17 protein-coding genes and 1 riboswitch are annotated in these 20,099 nt (G+C 65.1%); of the genes, 10 read left to right on the top strand and 7 right to left on the bottom strand.

What is annotated here, in order from left to right; translation table 11 throughout:
- Positions 1–77: 77 nt before the first annotated feature.
- The 4 genes from O3300_RS05140 (at position 78) to O3300_RS05125 (ending at position 5,888) form a co-directional block, all read left to right on the top strand.
- Positions 78–968 carry a branched-chain amino acid ABC transporter permease gene (locus tag O3300_RS05140; protein ID WP_034782923.1) on the top strand — a complete coding sequence of 297 codons (891 nt, stop codon included), beginning with the start codon at positions 78–80 and terminating at the stop codon, positions 966–968.
- 7 nt (positions 969–975) lie between these two features.
- Entirely contained in the window at positions 976–2,919 is a 1,944-nt protein-coding gene (locus O3300_RS05135; RefSeq protein WP_305052277.1) for an ATP-binding cassette domain-containing protein, read from the top strand.
- A 10-nt stretch (positions 2,920–2,929) separates the two neighbouring features.
- The gene (locus O3300_RS05130) at positions 2,930–3,652 is read left to right on the top strand and encodes an ABC transporter ATP-binding protein (protein ID WP_099667581.1); all 723 of its coding nucleotides are present in this window, start codon (positions 2,930–2,932) and stop codon (positions 3,650–3,652) included.
- An 82-nt stretch (positions 3,653–3,734) separates the two neighbouring features.
- The gene (locus O3300_RS05125) at positions 3,735–5,888 is read left to right on the top strand and encodes a TonB-dependent siderophore receptor (protein WP_305052276.1); all 2,154 of its coding nucleotides are present in this window, start codon (positions 3,735–3,737) and stop codon (positions 5,886–5,888) included.
- Positions 5,889–5,891: 3 nt separating this feature from the next.
- On the opposite strand, the gene O3300_RS05120 is transcribed toward O3300_RS05125, so the two are convergent.
- The 7 genes from O3300_RS05120 to O3300_RS05090 all read right to left on the bottom strand — a co-directional run bounded on the left by O3300_RS05120 (position 5,892) and on the right by O3300_RS05090 (position 13,998).
- On the bottom strand, positions 5,892–6,212 hold the full coding sequence (locus tag O3300_RS05120; RefSeq protein WP_251348370.1) for a DUF2288 domain-containing protein: 321 nt from the start codon (positions 6,210–6,212) through the stop codon (positions 5,892–5,894).
- Between the two features lie 44 nt (positions 6,213–6,256).
- Entirely contained in the window at positions 6,257–6,964 is a 708-nt protein-coding gene (locus tag O3300_RS05115) for an RES family NAD+ phosphorylase (protein WP_305052275.1), read from the bottom strand.
- A 2-nt stretch (positions 6,965–6,966) separates the two neighbouring features.
- A complete protein-coding gene (locus tag O3300_RS05110) occupies positions 6,967–7,404 on the bottom strand; it encodes an MbcA/ParS/Xre antitoxin family protein (protein WP_071076812.1) in 438 nt (145 codons plus the stop codon).
- Positions 7,405–7,541: 137 nt separating this feature from the next.
- Positions 7,542–10,160, bottom strand: coding sequence for a putative Ig domain-containing protein (locus O3300_RS05105; protein WP_305052274.1), 2,619 nt, complete (start codon positions 10,158–10,160; stop codon positions 7,542–7,544).
- A gap of 83 nt (positions 10,161–10,243) precedes the next feature.
- Positions 10,244–10,330: riboswitch (cyclic di-GMP riboswitch) on the bottom strand.
- 275 nt (positions 10,331–10,605) lie between these two features.
- Complete coding sequence (gene fos / locus O3300_RS05100; protein WP_305052273.1) at positions 10,606–11,019, bottom strand: fosfomycin resistance glutathione transferase; 414 nt, start codon at positions 11,017–11,019, stop codon at positions 10,606–10,608.
- Between the two features lie 229 nt (positions 11,020–11,248).
- Positions 11,249–12,949 (bottom strand): single-stranded-DNA-specific exonuclease RecJ, encoded by a 1,701-nt coding sequence (recJ, locus tag O3300_RS05095; protein ID WP_305052272.1) that lies wholly within the window; start codon positions 12,947–12,949, stop codon positions 11,249–11,251.
- The gene (locus O3300_RS05090; protein ID WP_305052271.1) at positions 12,946–13,998 is read right to left on the bottom strand and encodes a hypothetical protein; all 1,053 of its coding nucleotides are present in this window, start codon (positions 13,996–13,998) and stop codon (positions 12,946–12,948) included. Before O3300_RS05090 ends, recJ begins: the two co-directional genes overlap by 4 nt.
- 160 nt (positions 13,999–14,158) lie before the next feature.
- Between O3300_RS05090 and O3300_RS05085 the strand changes: the two genes are divergently transcribed.
- From O3300_RS05085 to O3300_RS05060, 6 genes are all read left to right on the top strand, one after another.
- Positions 14,159–15,436 (top strand): lipoprotein-releasing ABC transporter permease subunit, encoded by a 1,278-nt coding sequence (locus tag O3300_RS05085; RefSeq protein ID WP_305052270.1) that lies wholly within the window; start codon positions 14,159–14,161, stop codon positions 15,434–15,436.
- 32 nt (positions 15,437–15,468) lie between these two features.
- A complete protein-coding gene (locus O3300_RS05080) occupies positions 15,469–16,734 on the top strand; it encodes a lipoprotein-releasing ABC transporter permease subunit (RefSeq protein ID WP_071076820.1) in 1,266 nt (421 codons plus the stop codon).
- A 16-nt stretch (positions 16,735–16,750) separates the two neighbouring features.
- On the top strand, positions 16,751–17,476 hold the full coding sequence (lolD, locus tag O3300_RS05075) for a lipoprotein-releasing ABC transporter ATP-binding protein LolD (protein WP_305052269.1): 726 nt from the start codon (positions 16,751–16,753) through the stop codon (positions 17,474–17,476).
- 9 nt (positions 17,477–17,485) lie between these two features.
- Complete coding sequence (locus O3300_RS05070; RefSeq protein ID WP_305052268.1) at positions 17,486–18,283, top strand: TatD family hydrolase; 798 nt, start codon at positions 17,486–17,488, stop codon at positions 18,281–18,283.
- A 4-nt stretch (positions 18,284–18,287) separates the two neighbouring features.
- Positions 18,288–19,526 carry a sorbosone dehydrogenase family protein gene (locus O3300_RS05065; RefSeq protein WP_305052267.1) on the top strand — a complete coding sequence of 413 codons (1,239 nt, stop codon included), beginning with the start codon at positions 18,288–18,290 and terminating at the stop codon, positions 19,524–19,526.
- 95 nt (positions 19,527–19,621) lie between these two features.
- Positions 19,622–20,095: a T6SS effector amidase Tae4 family protein gene (locus O3300_RS05060; RefSeq protein ID WP_305052266.1), complete on the top strand. Its 474-nt coding sequence runs from the start codon at positions 19,622–19,624 to the stop codon at positions 20,093–20,095.
- Positions 20,096–20,099 lie beyond the last annotated feature (4 nt).

Raw genomic sequence — 20,099 nt, 5'->3', positions numbered from 1 at the left:
GACAGTCGCCGCGCAGTGGCCAGCCTTGAGGAATCAGGACTGGCCATTTTTTCATCTTTCGTCTTCCGGGGAATACCATGGAAATCTTCCTGCAGCTCGTCTTCAGCGGCATCGCGCTGGGCATGATCTATGCCGTCATCGCTTTCGGCTACCAGCTGACCTTTGCCACTTCCGGCACCCTCAATTTCGGCCAGGGCGAATCCCTGATGCTGGGCGCGCTCGTGGGCCTCTCCCTGGTGGGCACCATCCATGGCGGGCCGTACATGAGCTATCTGCTGATGATCCCCATCGTCATCGTCTTCGGCGCCTTGCAGGGCGTGTTCGTCGAATGGATAGGCGTGCGGCCCGCCATCAAGATCAAGTCCGAATTCGGCTGGATCATGTCGACCATCGCGCTGGCCATCATCTTCAAGAATGTGGCGGAAAATATCTGGGGCAAGGATGACCTGATGTTCCCGTCGCCGCTGTCGGCCGCGCCGTTCCAGGTATTCGGCGCCAACGTGCAGCAGATGCAGGTGGCCGTCATCGTCGGCGCACTGGCCATCATGCTGGCCGTGGAAGTATTCAACCGCAAATCGATCTATGGCAAGGCCGTCGTGGCGACGGCCAACGACCGCGACGCGGCCGGTTTGATGGGCATCAACACGGGCATGGTCATCACCTTTTCCTATGCGCTGTCATCGGCCACGGCCGCCTTTGCGGGCGTGCTGGTGGCGCCGCTGACCCTGACGGGCGCGACCATGGGCGCTTCGCTGGGCTTGAAAGCGTTTGCCGTGGCCATCATCGGCGGCCTGACGTCGGGCGTGGGCGCCATCGTCGGCGGGCTGATCCTGGGCATCGCCGAGACGACCACCGGCTACTACATCTCCACCGGCTACAAGGAAGTGCCTGGCCTGCTGCTCCTGCTGCTGGTGCTGGCCATCAAGCCGTCCGGCCTGTTCGGCAAAGCCGCGATCAAGAAAGTCTGAGGACGACATGAACAAGAAAATCACCATGCTGGCGTTGAGCGCGGCGGGATTGGCCGTGCTCGCGCTGTTCCCCATCGTCATTCCGAACCCATATTACATCCACCTGGCCGAGACCATATTGATCTATGCCATCCTGCTGTTCGGTCTCGATATCGTCGTCGGCTACACGGGGCAGGTGTCGCTGGGCCACGCTGGCCTGTTCGGCATCGGCTCCTACGCCACGGGCGTGCTGGTGTTCAAGCTGGGTGCGCCGTTCTGGCTGGCCATCCCCGCCAGCATCCTGGGCGCGGCCGTCTTCGGCGCCATCCTGGCCTTGCCGGCCCTGCGCGTGACGGGGCCCTACCTGGCGATGGTGACCCTGGCCTTCGGCACCATCGTGCAAATCCTGATCAATGAAATGAGCTTCCTGACGGAAGGGCCGATGGGCATCAAGATCCACAAGCCCGTCCTGTTCGGCCACAAGCTTTCCGAGGTCGAGTACTACTACATGGTCGCCGCGCTGCTGGTGATCTCGCTGGTGGTGGTGCACCGCATTTTGAAGTCGAACCTGGGCCGCGCCTTCGAAGCCTTGCGCGACAGCCCCATCGCCTCGGACTGCATGGGCGTGTCCGTGTATCGCTACAAGGTGTATGCCTTCGTCATCAGCGCCGGTTTCGCGGGCCTGGCCGGCAGCCTGTATGCGTATTCGGAAGAATACATCTCGCCCAATACCTACAACTTCGAGCTGACGATATTGTTCCTGCTGGCCGTCATCATGGGCGGACGCAAGACGCGTTCCGGCGCGCTGATCGGCGCCCTGATCGTCGTCATGCTGCCCAGCCTGCTGTCGGACATCGAATTGTTCCGCAAGATCGCCGTCGGCGCCGCCGTGCTGGGCGTGATCGGTTCCATCGTCATGCTGGCGAAGAAGCGCTCCACCGTGCGCGGCGTGCTCGTGCCCCTGGTGGCCACCATCGGCCTGGCCGCGTATTCGTACAAGCTGGAAAACATGGTCGACTGGCGCCTGACCATCTTCGGCCTGATGACCTTATTTGTCGTGTACTACCTGCAGGACGGCATCGTCGGCTTCCTGATGAGCTTTATCGGCAAGGGCCGGCGCCATGTGGAAGCCGTCGCTTCGCACGGCGTGGCGCCGTTCGACCACGCCCAGGGCGGGCAGCAGGGCGCGACCTTGCTGCGCGTGGACCAGGCCCTGATGCAGTTCGGCGGCCTGAAAGCGCTGAACCAGGTGGACTTGAACGTCACGCAAGGTTCCGTGCACGGCTTGATCGGGCCGAACGGCTCGGGCAAGAGCACGATGATGAACGTGCTGACGGGGATCTACAAGCCGACGGCGGGCAAGGTGGAATTTGCCGGCGTGGTGATCTCCGGCCGCACGCCGTCCGAAATCGCGCTGGGCGGCGTGGCGCGCACCTTCCAGAACGTGCAGCTGTTCGGCGAGATGACGGCGACGGAAAACGTGCTGGTGGGCCTGCACAACACGTTCAAATCGAACGTGCTGGACGTGATGCTGCATACGCCCCGCTACAAGCGCGAAGAGAAGGCGGCGCGCGAGCGGGCCGCCAGCATCCTCGAATTCGTCGGCCTGGCCGACCTGGCCAACGAAGAGGCGCGCAATTTGCCGTACGGCAAGCAGCGGCTGCTGGAAATCGGCCGTGCGCTGGGCCTGAACCCGCGCCTGCTGTTGCTCGACGAGCCGGCGGCGGGCCTGACGGCGCCCGACATCAAGGAATTGATGGCCATCATCCGCAAGATCCGCGAGCACGGCATCACCATCATCCTGATCGAGCATCACATGGACGTGGTGATGGCCCTGTCGGACGTGGTGACGGTGCTGGACTTCGGCCAGAAGATTGCCGAAGGCGTGCCGAGTGCCGTGCAGGGTGACCCGAAGGTGATCGAAGCCTACCTGGGCGGCAGCGCCGAAACCCTGGCGCCAGCGGCGCACTGAGAGGAAGACCATGCTGACCATTAACAATCTGCACGCCGCCTACGGCAAAGTCGAAGTCTTGCACGGCATTTCGCTCGACGTCCCGAAAGGCAAGCTGGTGACCCTGATCGGTTCGAACGGGGCCGGCAAGACCACCACCATGCGCGCCATTTCCGGCATGCTGAAACCCAAATCCGGCACTGTCACCCTGGGCGGCAAGGATGTCACGGGGCTCGATTCGCACCGCATCGCCCGCGCGGGACTGGCCCATTCGCCGGAAGGCAGGAGGGTGTTCGCCTCGATGTCGGTGACGGACAACCTGCTGCTGGGCGCCTTCCCCCGTTTTACGCGGGCGCGCCCGAAAGGCGACATCAAGGGCGACCTGGACAAGGCGTTGGAACTGTTCCCCCGCCTGAAGGAGCGGCGCGACCAGCTGGCCGGCACCTTGTCGGGCGGCGAGCAGCAAATGCTGGCCATGGCCCGCGCCGTGATGCTGAACCCGGAAGTGATCCTGCTGGACGAGCCGTCGATGGGCCTGGCGCCGATTCTGGTGGAAGAAGTCTTCCGCATCATCACGCGCTTGAAGGCGGAAGGCGTGACCATGCTGCTGGTCGAGCAATTCGCCGCCGCCGCCCTGAACGTGGCCGATTACGGCTACGTGCTGGAAAACGGCAGCATTTCCGTGCACGGGCCGGCGGAAAGCCTGAAAAATGATCCGAAGGTGATCGCGGCTTACCTGGGCGGCGGGCATTGAACATGGCTGGACAATGCGCTTGCTGCGCATTGTCAAATCCTCTACACTGCGCTTCCCAATCCGCAGTGTAGAAAAAGGCATCATGCGCAGCGCCAGCCCGTTTTCCCCGCTTTTCCCTCCGCTTTTATCCCCGCTTTTTTTCCTGCTCTTGCCCGCCGCGGCCTGCGCCGACGATGCGCCGCTGCAAAAGGTTGAAATTACCGCCGCCAGCGGCGTACAGCAGCGGCGCGACGACACGGCCGCGAAGATCATCGTCAGCCGCGACGACCTGGCCCAATATGGCGACAGCAGCCTGGCCGCGACGTTGAAACGCCAGCCCGGCGTCTCCATCGTCGGCGGCGAGGTGCGCATGCGGGGCCTGGGGGCCGGCTACACGCAGATGCTGATCAACGGCGACCCCGCGCCACCGGGTTTTTCCATCGAATCGATCGCACCCGAGATGATCGAGCGCATCGAGATTTTGCGCAGCGCGACGGCCGAATACAGCATGCAAGCCGTCGCCGGCAGCATCAACGTGGTCTTGCGCAAGGGCGCCAGCGGCGCCGAGCGCGAAGGGAAGTTGGGCACGGGCCGGCAGGATGGCCGCTGGCAGCCTGCCGCGTCGCTGCGCGTGGCGGACAAGCTGTCCGGTTTCGCCTATGCGCTGACGGGCGCTCTGGAGCGCACGGCCGACGATGTGGCGGGAAGGATGACTGAAACAAGCGCAGATGCCACCGGCACGCTGCTGGCGCAGCGTACAACGCGCACGCGCAATGCTTCGTCCGTCAACAAGGCCAGCCTGACGCCGCGCCTGCACTGGACCCTGGACAAGGGCGACACCATCACCTGGCAAAGCCTGCTGGACTGGTACCGCACGGGGTTTGACGGCGTGGCGCGCGAAACGACCTTGCTGGGGGCGGCCTCCAGTTATCCGCGCAATGGCGCCACCTCGCAAGCCAGCGTGTTTTCAGCGCGCAGCGATGTGAGCTGGGCGCATGCGCTGGGGGCGGTGGGCAAGCTGACGGCCAGGCTGGGCGTCAACCACAACCGGCGCGACACGGATTATGTTTTCCATGGCGAGGCGGCCGCTGGCGCGCCCCTGCTGCTGCGCGGCGTGGTTTCCGACGCTGTCGACGACAGCGTCAACAGCAGCGGCAAGTACCTGGGCCGGCTCGGTGGCGGCCACGCCCTGAGCCTGGGCTGGGATGGCAGCCTGATACGCCGCAGCGAGTCGCGCCGCCAGCGCGACACGTATCTTGCCGGCGGTGCGCCGTATGCGCTCGATGAAGACTACACGGCCGACGTGCGGCGCCTAGCCCTGTATGCGCAGGATGAATGGGAGGTGACGCCGCGCCTGCAAATGTATGCGGGCGTGCGCTGGGAGGGCTTGCAGACGGCGACCGAGGGCCGCACCTTGAGCGAAGTGCGCACGCGGGCCAGCGTCTGGAGTCCCGTGGCGCAGCTGCTGTGGAAGTTGCCGCAGCAGGAGCGCGACCAGCTGCGGCTGGCGCTGGCGCGCACCTACAAGGCGCCCACCACGCGCAACCTGGTGCCGCGCCGCTATACCGTCAACAATGGCAACAGTGCCAATAATCCCGATTTCCAGGGCAATCCCGACCTGCGCCCGGAACTGGCGTGGGGGCTGGACGCGGCGTATGAAAGCTATTTTGGCAAGAGCGGCGTGGCCAGCCTGTCGGCATTCACGCGGCGCATCAGCGACGTTACCGTGCAGCGCCTGTTCCTGCACGACGGCGTCTGGACGGCCAGCCCGTTCAACAATGGCGTGGCCATGGTGCGCGGCATCGAGCTGGATGTGAAATTTCCCGTGCGGACCTGGTGGGCGCAGGCGCCCGACGTCGACGTGCGCGCCAATGCGGGGCGCAACTGGTCCAAGGTCGCCGCCGTGCCGGGTCCCGGCAACCGACTGGCCAGCCAGGTGCCGGTCACGCTCAACCTGGGACTCGATTACCGGCGCTCGCCGGGGATGAGCATGGGCGGCAATCTGAACGTGCAGACGGGCGGCCTGGCGCGGCTCGATGCGCACGCCGGCAGCCATGCGGGCGTGCGGCGCACGCTCGACGCGTATGCGCTGTGGCAGCCGGACGCGAAAACGCGCGTGCGCCTGTCGGCGGCCAACCTGCTGCACCAGCAACAGGTGCAGGGGCAATCCTGGGGGGATGATGCAGGCCGCAGCGACAGCGTGACGACCCTCGATGGCAGCGTTGCGCTGCGCCTGATGCTCGAGCGCAGCCTGTAGGCATCAGTGTTTGGTGGGCTTTTCCTGCTGCACCAGAATGAACGGGCTGACGACGACGGCCCACAGCGCGGCATCGGCCGCCTGCCAGTCCAGCGCCTGCTGGTCCGACACCTTGGCGACCTTGCCATCGACCATCCATTGCGTGATGGTGGCCTTGTCGTCGTGCGAGATGCGCACGGCCACTTCGACCAGGTCCAGTTCATTGGCGACCCAGACGACGTTGCCTTGGGCGAAATGCTTTTCCAGCTCGCTCCAGGCCAGGCGGGCCGTTTCGCTGTTCACTTTGAGGCGCAGTTCGGTGTCTTTTTCAGGATTGGTTTGCATGCGAAATATCAGGTTGCGGTGAGTCGGGTGCCGGTGCGCGCGGTTTATTTGCCTGGCAAGGCTTCCACCAGCGGCGTCGGCGTACCCCGCCATGTTAACCGATAGGCGGCGCCTTTGCGAACATTGCCGACCAGGGCAGGACGGAAGCAGGCCAGGTTGGTGCCGCTGGCGTGACGCACGCTGGGGAAGATGACGCCCATGGAGCCCGCTTCGAGCAGGATGGCGGCCAGGTCTTGCGAGGCGATGTAGCTGGCCGGATCCAGGCAAGCCTGGTAGCGCTGCTGGCCGCGCAAGTCGTGGAAACTGGCGGAAAAATCGGCCAGCAGCGACTGGTAGTTGACGCTGTCGTCGAAATAATCGATTTCCTGGTATTCCACGGTCTTGTGGAAAATGATCTCGGCCAGCGCCGTTTTCATGTCGAAGGCGCAATACCAGGCACCCCGTTCGCCATCGTTGAAACGCGCCCCTTCCGGGCGGGCATACGTGTAGGCGGCGTTGATGATACGGAAGTGCGGCACGCCAAAAACCAGCTCGTCCACGCCAATTCCTGGCGCGCCGCCGTACTCGGCCACCAGGCGCGCGTTGGTCGCGTTGTCGAGCTCGAACAGCTCGCGCAGGTGATCGTCGTTCTCGGCCAGGGGCGCCAGCACGGAGTCTTCCATGTCGGCGAAGCGCGAGGGAATCAGGCGGCAAGTGTCGATCTGGCGCAAGGCGGCCAGCGGCGGCAGGTGCTCATTCGGGGCGGCAGGCACGATCACAGCCCTCCGCGGCGCGCGTCGAGCAGCTTGCGCACCGTCTGCATGGCCAGCAAGCCGCCGGCCAGCATCTGCGACAGGGGCGTGCGGCCGCCGAAGATGGGATTCTTGTTGGGCAAACTCACCCATTCGTCGGCCAGCTTGTCGCCGTACAGGATGTGCAAGGCCTTGTAGATGCCCAGCAAATAGGAAATGCGCGTGATGCGGTCCACTTCCAGCACGCGGTCCGGGTGCTTCTTCCACTCGTACCAGGCGCTGCTGGACAGGCCGCCCAGCAATTCGCGCGCATCGTCGTCGCGCAGCTTCCAGGCGGCGGCCAGCTTGAAAAACCCTTTCAAGGCCGCTTGCGACAATCGCTCGCGCTCGGCTTTGGCATTCAGGTCGACGAGCACGGCCGGCTCGAAGCGGCTCTTGGGGTAGGCGTAGGCGAGGTTCATGGCATGTCCTTCGTTAAAACTCTGTATATGGACTATTTATACTCCTTTTCTGGATTCGTTGCAATGGCCGCGCGCATGCAAAACGGGGCGCGCCAGGACGGGAGTCCCGGAGCGCCCCGTTGGCGGGCCCCGTTCGTTTATCTTGCCGTGACGGTGACGGGCACGGTGAGCTGCGCCGTCAAGCCGTTACTGTCCAGCGCCACGATCTTCAGCGCATAGCTGCCGGCCACCGGTTGCGGCCAGCTGGCCGTGATGGTCATGCCGCTCATGGAAAACTGCATGCCCAGCGGCGCGCCGAGGATGGAGATCCACAGGGCGTTCGCGCCGGGCGCCGTCAGCACGATGCTGCCGCTCATGGCCTTGCCGGCCACGCCCGTCATGGCGGCGGCGCTGATCGTGGGGCCGGCGGCGGCGATTTTTACCGTGGCCACGGCCTGGCCCGTCAAACCCGTCTTGCTGTCCCTGGCGATGACGGTCACGCTGTAGCTGCCCAGCACGGGGCTGGCCCAGCTGACGACGCCGGCGGCGCTGACGGCCATGCCGGACGGCGCGCCCGACAGGCTGTAGGTGACGGGGTTGGGCGCCACCGTCGTGGCGGCGAACGACAGGGCCACGCCCGGCTTGCCGCTCACGCTGGCTACCGTGACGACGGGGGGCAGCGGGGCGGCGATGGCCACCGTATAGATGCCTTTGCCGCTCAGGCCAGTCTTGCTGTCCGTGGCCGTCACGGTGACGGCGTAGGTGCCGGCCACCGGGGCGGCCCAGCTCACCAGTCCGGCGCTGCTGATGGTCATGCCGGCCGGCGCGCCGGCGAGCGTGTAGCTGACGGGGTTGGGGGCGGAGACGCTGACATTGAACGCCAGGGCCGTGCCAACCTTGCCCGTGATGGCGCCGGCGCCGACGACGGGCGGCGCGACGGGGGTAATGACGATGGCGTACACGCCCTGGCCACTGAGGCCGCTGACGGTATCCTTGGCTACCATGGTCACGGCATACGTGCCCGCGACGGGGGCGGCCCAGCTGACCACGCCCGTGGCGGCGATGCTCATGCCGGCCGGCGCGCCCAGCATGGTGTAGCTGAGGGGATTGGCCGCGGTGGCCGAGACGGTGAACGATAGCGGCTTGCCGGCCGCGCCGCTGATGCTGGCCGGCGCCACCACGGGCGCGGCGGGGGCAATCTGCGTGCCCGACAGGCCGGCCAGCAGGCTTTTCACGTTCGGCGTGCCCAGGCCGCCCAGCGGGTCATAGCCGACCCTGGCCGTGCACACGCTGCACGTGCCGTTGCTGCCGCGCGTGATGTCGGCAAAGCTGCTGGCGAAGGTGCCGGGCACGCTGGCGATCTGGCCGTACAAGATGTTGTGCGGCAATCCGAGTGCCGCCTTCGCTTGCAGTGCGCGGCTGGCGTTGGCGATGGCGACCAGGCCGGCCCATTGCGGCGTGGACAGGCTGGTGCCGCCGATGCTGAGCCAGCTGGCGGTGCTGCTGCCGGGTGTCATCACGGCCGTGTACTGGCCTGTGGCGGGGTCGGCATTGAAGGCCACGTCGGCCACGTTGCGGCGCAGCAAGTTGGTCAGGCCGGGCACGCTGGCCGTCTGGTAGGCGGGCAGTGCCGTATAGGCGCTGATGCCGCCGCCCGTGCCGGACCAGGCCGTTTCGCTGCGCACGCCGCTGCCGCTGTAGCTGAGCGTGGTGCCGCCCACGGCCAGCACGTTGGACGACACGGACGGCCAGGACACGCCGCTGCCCGAATCGCCCGTGGCGGCCAGGTAGCTCATGTTCTTGCCCGTGAAGGCGCTGTCGACGGATGCTGTCCAGTTGCCTTCGGCGGCGCCAAAGCTCATCGACACGACGCCAGGCCCCATCTGGTTGGCCAGGCGTACGGCGCCCAGCAGGCTGTTGATGGAAGCGTCGGGCGCCTCGATCAGCACGATGCGCGCCAGCGGCGCCGTGGCATGCGCCCACTGCACGTCGAGCGCGATTTCCATGGCCCAGCCTGAGTTATACGCGGGCGCCGTGGCCGTCATGGTGCTCGATGGCGTGTTGTAGACAACAGAAAATTCACAGCCGCTGGCCGGGGCGGGCGGCAGGGGCAGGGTGGCATTCGTGGCGATAGCCTTGGTGGTGCAGCCGGGCAAGCCGAATTTCTGGTTGAAGATGGCCAGTTCGGCCGCCGCGTTCGGGTTGTGCATGGCGTCGACGATGTAGATGGTCTGTCCCGCGCCCAGCTGTGCCGCCTGGGCTGGCGTCAGCGCCGTGCCGGCCGCCGGCAGGGCGGGCAAGTCGTAGGCGGCGCGGATTTGCGCGGGAGAATAGGTCGCCACCACGCTGCTGCCGGCCATGGGCGCGGCGATGTCGCCCGCACCGCCGTCCAGCAAGGGGGCGATATCCTGTGCCGCCTGTTCCGAGGCGGCGATTTTTTGCGCCGTCAGGCGGCGCGTGGTCATTTCCCGCATGGCGCCGGGCACGTTTTGCAAGTGCGGCCGCCAGTGGGCCGAGCCGCTGCTGTTGGCGCTGTCGCGCCCATCGGGCGCATCGAGCAGGGCCGGGGCTGCATGGAACATCGGTTGCACCACCAGCGCGCCGACGGCGGCGGGGACGACGGGCACCTCGACAGTGAACTGTGTCGCGGCCGTGGCGATGGCGGCAGGCGGCGTGGAAGTCTCCTGGCCGGGGCCGCAAGCGGCCAGCAGGAGGGCGGTTGTGGCGCCCAGCAGCAGGCGCCCGTGACGGTGATGCGGGGGAATGATTTTTTTCATGGCGAAACTCTCCGAGTTGGGCGAGGGCCACATCTCGACAATGCTTCCAGGCTGGCGCCGCGCGCTGGCGGTCCCGGCCCTGCATTGGCAGCCCCGCTGCCGTGGCGCTTGCGCGCGGTAGGCCGGTGGCTTTGCGTCCCCGCCTTTCGACGGGTTTGCCCTCAAAACTGATCATGCATCATTGGGAATTTTCTGATGCGTCATCGATTTTAGCGAATTTGCCAAATAAGTGTTAACTATTTTCAATCAATATTTTTATTTATGCAATAAAATGTGGCAAATTTGCCTATTGATGGATGGAATCTTGTCAGGCTGATTAAGTCTTAAAAGCAAGGTTATCAAGGGTATACCGAGGCGTGACAGTGTTTTTTCACGGCAACGGCGCTTGCACTTTTTGTTTTCTAATGAATCTAACGAATTTGCTAAATATGCGATCTTTCCGGTCTCAATCCTCGAACACCATGCCCGGATACGGCGCTGCGCGGCAGGCCGCCAGCCGCTGCGCCAGGCTGCCAGCATGGGCTTCCAGCCGGTGGCCGTCCGGGTCGAGAAAATACAGGGAATCGCCGGCGCTGCGGTTTTGCTGCCATTCGGGCACGCCGGCGGCGCGCAGGCGGGCGGCAAAGGCGGTGAAGTCTTCCGGGGCAATGGAAAACGCATAGTGCGTATAGGCGGGGCTGGCCAGCGCGGCCGTGCCCTGTCCATCCAGCGACAGGCACAGCCACAAATCCCCGGCCGACAGATACGCGCCCCTGTCCCAGCGCGCATGCAGGTGCAGACCCAAGGTGTCGCGGTAAAAGGCCATGCTGCGCGCCAGGTCGCGCACGGACAGGGTGAGGTGGTTCAGGCCGGTCAACATGGGGCTGCTTTCAGGTGGAGTGGAGGCCGGTTCCAGCTTCCGCAGTGGTTTGATGCGACATTGCTGCAGGTAAACATGAGACACAGCAATAAGACCGCAAACGTCGCAACATCTGACACAACCGTAGCGAGCGGAAGGAAGAGGTGGTCGAGAAGCGCAACCGTACTTCCAGTACGGTGAGCATCGCAGGCGACCTATGCCGACGCGCAGTAGGTGGTGTCAGGTGTCACTACGCAGGCTCGGCGTGCTCCACCATGAGTTGTACTTTGGTCGTGCCATTGTATTCATTCGCATCGAGCCGGAAGGCGACCCGCGTGCGCTCGCCCAGGGCGTCCGTGTGGCCGAACCAGATGGCGTCGAAGCGCACGCCGTTCTTTTCCAGCAACAGTTTCAAATGGCGCTCTTTTAATATGCGCTGGCTGACGACGCGGAATTCGTCGCAAAAGACGGGCGGGGCGAAGCCCTGGCCCCACACTTGCTCATCCATCAGCTCGATGAAGGCCGTCGTGTAATACGCGTCTTCCAGCGGGCCGTCCGTTTCCACCACCCGTTCCAGCTGTTGCTGGCTGAGCCAGGCCTGGCCTACGGCTTCGAAGGCCTGGGAAAAGGCGTCGAAGGCGTCGGCGCGGATGGTCAAGCCCGCCGCCATGGCGTGGCCGCCGAACTTGTCGATCAGGCTGGGCGCCCGTTTCGACACGAGGTCGAGCGCGTCGCGCAAGTGAAAGCCGGGGATCGAGCGTCCGGAACCTTTGATCCAGCCGTCCGCGCCCGGTGCGAACGTGATGGTCGGACGATAAAACTTTTCCTTCAGGCGCGAAGCGACGATGCCGATCACGCCCTGGTGCCAGGATTCATCGAAGACGCTGATGGTGCTGCTGTTGGCCGGTTCGAAAGCATCGAGGTGCAGCAGGGCCGTATCCTGCATTTCCGCCTCGATTTCGCGGCGCTTCAGGTTGATGTCGTTCAGTTGCTGGGCCAGCGCCCAGGCGCGGCCTTCGTCGTCCGTGACCAGGCATTCGATGCCCAGGGACATGTCCTGCAGGCGGCCGGCCGCATTCAGGCGCGGTCCCAGGGCAAAACCCAGGTCGAACGGCGTGGCGCTGCGCGCTTCGCGGCCCGCCACGCGGAACAGGGCGGCCACGCCCGCGTGCATATTGCCCTTGCGCATGCGCTTGAGACCTTGCGCGACGAGGATGCGGTTGTTCGTATCGAGACGCACCACGTCGGCCACCGTGCCCAGCGCCACCAGGTCGAGCAGGTTGTCGAGCTTGGGTTGCGTTTGCGCATCGAAGATGCCGCGCCGGCGCAGCTCGGCGCGCAAGGCCAGCAAGACGTAGAACACGACGCCCACGCCCGCCAGATGTTTACTAGGGAAACCGCAGGCGGGCTGGTTCGGGTTGACGATGACGGCTGCGTCGGGCAGGGTGTCGGCCGGCAAATGGTGGTCGGTGACAACCACCTGGATGCCGCGCCGGTTGGCCTCGGCCACGCCGTCGATGCTGGCGATGCCGTTGTCGACGGTGATGATGATGTCGGGCGACTTTTCTCGGGCGGTGAGTTCGACGATTTCCGGCGTCAGGCCGTAACCGTATTCAAAACGGTTGGGCACGATGAAGTCGACGTCGGCGCCCATGGCGCGCAAGCCGCGGATGGCGACGGCGCAGGCGGTGGCGCCGTCGCAGTCGTAGTCGGCCACGATGACCATGCGTTTCTTGGCAGCAATGGCGTCGGCCAGGAAGACGCCGGCCGCGCCGATGTGCAGCAAGCCGGACGGCGGTATCAAGTCCTTGGCCTCAATCGAGAGCTCTTTCGCGTCGGACAGGCCGCGCGACGCGTACAAGCGGGCCAGCACGGGGTGGATGCCGCCCTGGCGCAGCAGTTCGGATTCGCGGTAGGGGCAGGGACGGGTGGCGATGCGGGTACGGGTCATGATGTTTTCAACTTGTTCAGGGTAATCGCGCGCCAGAATTTGCGCTGCGCATGCTTGCTGGTGGTGCAGGCTAGCCAGGCGTCGCGGTGGCTCAGCACCAGGCGCAGCTGGCCCAGGCGGCCATCCTTGAGGGCCGCCAGCAGGGGCGCGAACCAGTCCGCCTCCAGCGCTTGCAACTGTTGCAGCCACATGCCCCATTCCTGCGCCTGCGCCGCTTCGGTCAATCCGCCCAGCACGACAATCGCATCCTGTTGGCTTGCCAGCACACTGTTTGGACTGGCATCGCGCTGCGCCGGTTCCGCCAGCGCGGCCAGCCAGCCCGGTGCGTCTTTCGTATGCAGGCTGGCCGCGCAGCGCGCAGGCGCAGATGCAGCCAGGCTGCCGCCCCAGATCCAGAAGGAATTGATGGCTTTCAAGCCCCGCGCTTCGCGTGCCGCGTTGACGGGATGTTCATGCCACAGCATCTGCACTTCGTTCTGCAGGCGGCGCGCGGCGCGCGCATGCTCGCCTTCCGGCATCCACACGGACAGGTCTTGCGTGGTGGCGGCGTCCGGCGTGGCGCACTGCAAGTCGCTCCAGCCATCGGCGCGCATGAACCAGGTGCCCGCGTCGCCATACGCCAGGGGCTGGCCGATTTCGTCGAAATACGGACGCGCCGTCTCGAACAGCGTGCGGCCATCGGCCTCGCTCAGCTTGAGCTGGCGCAAGTCTTCCAGGCTGATATGGCTGCGGGCGATGGCCAGGTGGGCCGGCTGCAGCAGGAAGTAGCGCGCGCCCGGTTCCGGCGCCAGACCGTAGCCGCGCATGGCCTGGGCCGCAAAGGCCGCCTGCGCCGCCTTGCCGTTGGGCGCGGGCGACAGGGTCAAGGCATGCGCCAGCCACGCTTCGTGCGGCAGCAGGCGGTTGGCGTTGTCAAAAGTTTCCAAATTGCAAGTGGAGGTGCGCGACAGCAGGGCCGCCAGGGCGGGTGCCTGCAAGACCTTGAGCAGGTCGGCAGCCAGTTCGGCATTGGGCAAGGCGAAGGGCAGGACGAGGGTAAGTTGATTCATCCCGAGATTGTAGGCGATTGTGGCGGTGGGGGAGTAGTTCCCGCGCTTTTTCCCTTGACGGCGGGCGCGGGAAAAGTCGCGCCACGGTGATGTGTTTCACGCATGAGTGTCATTTGTGTGGCACACTGCGCGCTCGCATATTACGTTGTCGCGGGAGCGCATGAGCATCATCAAACAATTTCCTTTTGAGTGGCAGGTTGGCGTGCGCTATACGCGTGCCGGGAAGCGCAGCGGCCGCAACAGCTTCATTTCCTTCATCTCCCTTATTTCCGTGGCCGGCATCGGCCTGGGCGTGGCCGCCCTGATCGTCGTCCTCTCCGTCATGAACGGCTTCCAGAAGGAAGTCACCGACCGGCTGATGTCGGTGCTGGCCCACGTCGAGGTGTTCGATACCAGCGGCTCCATGCCGAATTGGCAGGCGCAGGAGCGCGCCGCCTACGCCAACCCGCAAGTGAAAGCCGTGTCGCCGTTCGTGGAAACCCAGGGCATGCTGCTCAACGACGAAACCATGCGCCCGTCCGTCGTGCGCGGCGTGCTGCCGCAGCAGGAAGCCACCGTCTCCAGCGTGGCGAGCCAGATGAAGCAGGGCAGTTTCAAGGACCTCACGCCCGGCTCGTACAACATCGTGCTGGGCATCGACCTGGCCAAGGCGCTGGGCGTGCAGGTGGGGCAGAACGTCACCCTGATGCTGGAACGCGAGCCGAAGGCGGGCGATCCGGCCAACGGCATCGTCATGCCGCGCATGCGCGCGCTGAAAGTCGCCGGCATCTTCGAGGCCGGCCACAATGAACTCGATGGCAGCCTGGCGTTTGTCAACATGCAGGATGCGGAGCAGCTGCTGCAGCTCGACGGCCCGTCCGGCCTGCGTTTGCGCCTGCACGACATGAACCAGGCGCCGCAGGTGGCGCGCGAATTGAAAGCGTCGATGCCGGGCCAGCTGTGGATGCGCGACTGGTCGCGCGCCAGCGCCAGCTGGTATGCGCTGGTGCAAAGCCAGAAGAACATGATGTTCATCATCCTCAGCATGATCATCGCCGTGGCCGCGTTCAACCTCGTCTCGACCCTGGTCATGTCGGTCACCGACAAGCAGGCCGACATCGCCATTTTGCGCACCCTGGGCGCCTCGCCGTTCTCGATCATGAAGATATTCATGATCCAGGGCGCGCTGGTTGGCTTGCTGGGGAGTGCGCTGGGCGTGATCGGCGGCGTCGTGCTGGCGCTGAACGTGGGCGTCATCGTGCCCTTCATCGAAGGCATCTTCGGCCTGCACTTCATCTCGAAGGAAATCTACCAGATCAGCGCCGTGCCGTCGGACGTGCACTGGCTGGACGTGGCGCAGATCGGCCTGATCGCCTTTGGCCTGGCGCTGGTGGCGACCATCTACCCGAGCTGGCGCGCCGCGCGCGTCAAACCGGCCGAGGCGCTGCGCTACGAATAACACTCCAAGAAACGATAAAGACCGCCTGAACAATGAGTATTTTCAAGAATTTGCCCTTCGAATGGCTGGTTGGCCTGCGCTACACGCGGGCCGGCAAGCGCAGTGGCCGTAACAGTTTTATCTCCTTCATCTCGCTCATTTCCATGGCCGGCATCGGCCTGGGCGTGGCGGCGCTGATCGTCGTGCTGTCCGTGATGAACGGCTTCCAGAAGGAAGTGACGGACCGCATGCTGTCCGTGCTGGCCCACGTGGAAGTGTTCGACAACAGCGGCAGCATGCCGGACTGGCGCGCCGAAGCGGCGCAGGCGTTCAAGAATCCCGCCGTGAAAGGCGCCGCGCCGTTTGTGGAAACGCAAGGCATGCTGCTGCGCGACGATGCGCTGCGCCCCGCCATCGTGCGCGGCGTGCTGCCCGAGGAAGAGCCGAACGTCTCCGACGTGGCCGGCCAGACGCGCATGGGCAGCTTCAAGGCGCTGCAGCCGGGCACCTTCAATATCGTGCTGGGCATCGAACTGGCGCGCGCGCTGCGCGTCAACCTGGGAGAAAAAGTCACCTTGATGCTGGCGCAGGGCCAGGTCACGCCTGCCGGCGTGCTGCCGCGCATGCGCAGCTTCACCGTCAGCGGCATCTTCCAGGCGGGCCACAATGAATTCGACGCGGGTTTGGCCTTCATCAATATCGAAGACGGCCAGCGCTTGCTGCGCCTGGACGGTCCATCGGGCCTGCGTTTGCGCCTGGCCGACATGAACCAGGCGCCGCAAGTGGCGGCGGAGCTGAAAAAATCCATGCCGGGCGACCTGTGGCTGCGCGACTGGTCCAAGCTGAACGCCAACTGGTTCGCCGCCGTGCAGACGGAAAAGCGCATGATGTTCATCATTCTGACCCTGATCATCGCGGTGGCCGCCTTCAACCTGGTCTCGACCCTGGTGATGACGGTGACGGACAAGCAGGCCGATATCGCGATTTTGCGCACCCTGGGCGCATCGCCCCGTTCCATCATGAAGATCTTCATGATCCAGGGCGCGCTGGTGGGCATCCTGGGCACCATCCTGGGCGTGGGCGGCGGCGTGCTGGTGGCCATGAACATCGACGTCATCGTGCCCTTCATCGAGCACCTGCTGGGCGTGCAGTTCCTCTCCAAGGACATCTATTTCATCAGCACCGTGCCGTCCGACCTGCGCTGGCCCGACGTCACCAAGATCGGCGTGCTGGCCGTGATTCTCGCCTTCCTGGCGACCCTGTACCCAAGCTGGTGGGCCGCCCGCGTGAAACCTGCGGAAGCCCTGCGCTATGAATAAACCACTGACTATGACCATGACCGATCTGAACAAACCTGCCTCCAACGGCGCCTCCGCCGATTCCGTCGTCCTCAGCTGCCGCGGCCTGGGCAAGACTTTCACGCAGGGCAGCTACAAGGTGCAGGTCCTGGCCGGCATCGACATCGACGTCCACCGCGGCGAGCGCGTCGCCATCGTCGGTGCTTCCGGCTCGGGCAAGTCGACCCTGCTGCACCTGCTGGGCGGACTCGATACGCCCACCAGCGGCAAGGTGACCCTGCTGGGCAAGGATTTCGCCACCCTCAGCGAAAAGGCGCGCGGCGACTTGCGCAACGCCTCGCTGGGCTTCGTCTACCAGTTCCACCACCTGCTGCCCGAGTTTTCCGCGCTGGACAACGTCGCCATGCCGCTGATGATACGGCGCATGAAGCGCGCGCCCGCCACCGAGCTGGCGCAGCAGATCCTCACGCGCGTGAACCTGGCCAAGCGCGTCACGCACACGCCGGGCGAATTGTCGGGCGGCGAGCGCCAGCGCGTGGCCCTGGCCCGCGCCCTCGTCACGCAGCCGGCCTGCGTGCTGGCCGATGAACCGACGGGCAACCTCGATCACGCCACGGCCGAACAGATTTTCGACCTGATGCTGGAATTGTCGCGCACCCTGGGCACGGCCTTCGTCATCGTCACGCACGATATCGAGCTGGCCAAGCGCTGCGACCGCGTGCTGCGCCTGACGGACGAAGGGCTGCAGCCGTACCAATACTAGGAATTCGCCATGTGGATCGACACGCACTGCCACCTCGACGCGCATGAATTCGGCAGCGAATCGCTGCAGGTGGCGGCGCGCGCGCAGCAGCAGGGCGTGGGCATGATCGTCATTCCCGCCGTCGAACGGGCCAATTTCAGCATCGTGCGCGATCTGGCGGCAACGGCGCCCAACGCCTGCTATGCCCTTGGTATACACCCGATCTACGTGCCGCACGCCACGGACGACGATTTGATCGCCCTGCGCGAGGCCGTGCAAGCCGCCATGGCCGACCCGCGTTTTGTCGCCATCGGCGAAATCGGCCTCGATTTCTTCATTCCCATGCTGTGCGAACCGGCCATGCGCGCCAAACAGGAGCATTTCCTGCGCGAGCAGCTGAAGATTGCCCGCGATTTCGATTTGCCAGTCTTGACGCACGTGCGCCGCTCGCAGGATATCGTGCTCAAACATGCGCGCCAGATCCGCCCGAACGGCGGCATCGCGCATGCCTTCAACGGCAGCTTCCAGCAGGCGCAAGGTTATATCGACCTCGGTTTCAAGCTGGGGTTTGGCGGCGCCATGACGTTTACGCGCGCGCTGCAGATACGCCGCATGGCCGCCGACCTGCCTTTGGAAGCCATCGTGCTGGAGACGGACGCGCCCGACATTTCCCCCAGCTGGATCCACCCTGGCCGCAACAGCCCCGAAGAATTGCCGCGCATCGGCGCCGTGCTGGCCGAACTGCGCGGCCTTGATATTGCGCAAGTGGCGCTTGCCACCAGCGCCAACGCGCGCGCCGTGATGCCCCGATTACCCCTGATGGAGTGAGACCATGAACAAGAAAATGCTTGCGGGCGCCCTGGCAGCCTGTATGTCCACCGTGTTGGCGCCCGCCCAGGCGGCGACCGGCGCCCAGTGCGACGGCATGCCGCGCCTCGACGTCACCACGCCGGCCGGCTTTTGCGTGGCCGTGCTGGCCGACGGCCTGAAATTCCCGCGCGGCGTGCTGCCGCTGACGAATGGCGACATCGTCGTCACGGACATGGCGGGATGGGCGCCGAAGCAGGGTAAATTGTGGCTGTTGCAGCCCAAGGCGGCCGGTGGCGGCTACGAGCGCAAGCTGCTGCTCGACAAGCTCGATCGCCCGAACGGCATCGTGCAGGGACCGGACGGCATGGTCTACGTGGGCGAGGTGGGGCGCATCTTCCGCTTCGACTTGCGCGATCCGGCCCGCGCCATCACCGACGTGATCGGCGGCACGGCCAAGACGCCGCGCCTGCCGGGCCTCGGTTTGCACCTGCTGACGAACATGCGTTTCAGCCCCAAGGGCGACCTGTATGTGAACGTGGGGTCGAGTACCGACCATTGCGAGAACGACGGCAAGGCGCCCGATCCGGCCAAGGCTTGTCCATCGGCGGAAGGCCTGGAAGCGCTGGGCGCCATCCGCGAATACACGATGGCGTGGCCGGCCGGCACGGTGACGAGCTGGCGCACGCATGCGCGCGGCTTGCGCAATTCGATGGCGCTGGCCTTCCATCCGGCCACGGGCGAGCTGTGGCAGGCGGAAAACTCGCGCGATGCCATCCAGGCCGCCATGCCGCAGCTGAAAAGCGACGAAAACCTGCCGCATGAAGAACTCAATTTGATCAAGGCCGACCGGCACTATGGCTGGCCGTACTGCTACGACGACAATGTCGCCAGTCCCGAGTATCCGAAGACGGCTTGCGACGCCCAGTATGCGGCGCCGCAGCGCCTGCTGCCCGGCCACGCCGCGCCGCTGGGCATGACCTTTTACACGGCCAGCCGCTACCCGGCGTTGTACAAGAATAGCCTGATCATCGGCTACCACGGCTACCGCAGCAATGGCCACCGCCTGGTGGCCCTGTTGCCCGACAAGGCCGGCGCGCCGCTGGGCAAGTCCGTCGAGTTGATCGGCAACTGGGAGCGCAAGGGCAAGCAGGGCAGGGGCGCTCCTGTCGACGTGAAGCAGGGGCAGGATGGCGATATCTATATGGCCGATGACCATAATGGGCTGGTGTTGAAACTGCATTACGAGGCGGGCAAACCGTAATGCATATCGCTTGACCTCGCTCAGTGCGGGGGCTGCCGCATCCTCCTACAATCGGCCTGAGGTTCCCTATCGTCCAGGGGCAACGGGAGGCCGGCGTGAAACCCGCATTCATCAATCTGCGTGAAAATTACTCGAGCGTGGCGGCCGTCGACCAGGCGGCCTTGTTCGGCGAAATCGGCTGGGAAGACTTGATCGGCAAGGACAGCTTTGCCAATACCTGCGCCATCCGCGTCAGCCTGGCCCTGATCAAGGCCGGCGTCCAGGTCAGGGGCCGCATGGCCATCCGCAAGGGGCCGTTCAAGGGCGCGCTGATCGAACCGGGACAGGCCAAGCTGGCGCACATGCTGGCCAGCCCGTCGATGTTCGGCGCGCCCGAAAAATTCGCCAGGAATGCCGCCATCGCCGGCATCGGCCAGCGCCAGGGCCTCGTCGCCTTCTTCCGCATCCCCGGCTACCTGGGCGGCGCGGGCGGGCATATCGATATCCTGCTGCCGTCCATCGGCGTCAAGGAGTGCGGCACCGAATGCTACTGGGAGTGTGGCGAGGTCTGGTTCTGGCCACTCCGTTGACGCT

This window comes from Janthinobacterium sp. SUN206 (assembly GCF_030587305.1).
GTDB classification, from domain to species: domain Bacteria; phylum Pseudomonadota; class Gammaproteobacteria; order Burkholderiales; family Burkholderiaceae_D; genus Janthinobacterium; species Janthinobacterium kumbetense.
This window is presented reverse-complemented; position numbering and strand designations above follow the sequence as displayed.

Coding starts and splice junctions, on each gene's coding strand:
- O3300_RS05085 (WP_305052270.1), top strand. CDS start 14,159: ATGAGCATCATCAAACAATTTCCTTTTGAGTGGCAGGTTGGCGTGCGC.
- lolD (WP_305052269.1), top strand. CDS start 16,751: ATGACCGATCTGAACAAACCTGCCTCCAACGGCGCCTCCGCCGATTCC.
- O3300_RS05110 (WP_071076812.1), bottom strand. CDS start 7,404: ATGAACCTCGCCTACGCCTACCCCAAGAGCCGCTTCGAGCCGGCCGTG.
- O3300_RS05135 (WP_305052277.1), top strand. CDS start 976: ATGAACAAGAAAATCACCATGCTGGCGTTGAGCGCGGCGGGATTGGCC.
- fos (WP_305052273.1), bottom strand. CDS start 11,019: ATGTTGACCGGCCTGAACCACCTCACCCTGTCCGTGCGCGACCTGGCG.
- O3300_RS05120 (WP_251348370.1), bottom strand. CDS start 6,212: ATGCAAACCAATCCTGAAAAAGACACCGAACTGCGCCTCAAAGTGAAC.
- O3300_RS05065 (WP_305052267.1), top strand. CDS start 18,288: ATGAACAAGAAAATGCTTGCGGGCGCCCTGGCAGCCTGTATGTCCACC.
- O3300_RS05080 (WP_071076820.1), top strand. CDS start 15,469: ATGAGTATTTTCAAGAATTTGCCCTTCGAATGGCTGGTTGGCCTGCGC.
- O3300_RS05125 (WP_305052276.1), top strand. CDS start 3,735: ATGCGCAGCGCCAGCCCGTTTTCCCCGCTTTTCCCTCCGCTTTTATCC.
- O3300_RS05090 (WP_305052271.1), bottom strand. CDS start 13,998: ATGAATCAACTTACCCTCGTCCTGCCCTTCGCCTTGCCCAATGCCGAA.
- recJ (WP_305052272.1), bottom strand. CDS start 12,949: ATGACCCGTACCCGCATCGCCACCCGTCCCTGCCCCTACCGCGAATCC.
- O3300_RS05130 (WP_099667581.1), top strand. CDS start 2,930: ATGCTGACCATTAACAATCTGCACGCCGCCTACGGCAAAGTCGAAGTC.
- O3300_RS05105 (WP_305052274.1), bottom strand. CDS start 10,160: ATGAAAAAAATCATTCCCCCGCATCACCGTCACGGGCGCCTGCTGCTG.
- O3300_RS05140 (WP_034782923.1), top strand. CDS start 78: ATGGAAATCTTCCTGCAGCTCGTCTTCAGCGGCATCGCGCTGGGCATG.
- O3300_RS05070 (WP_305052268.1), top strand. CDS start 17,486: ATGTGGATCGACACGCACTGCCACCTCGACGCGCATGAATTCGGCAGC.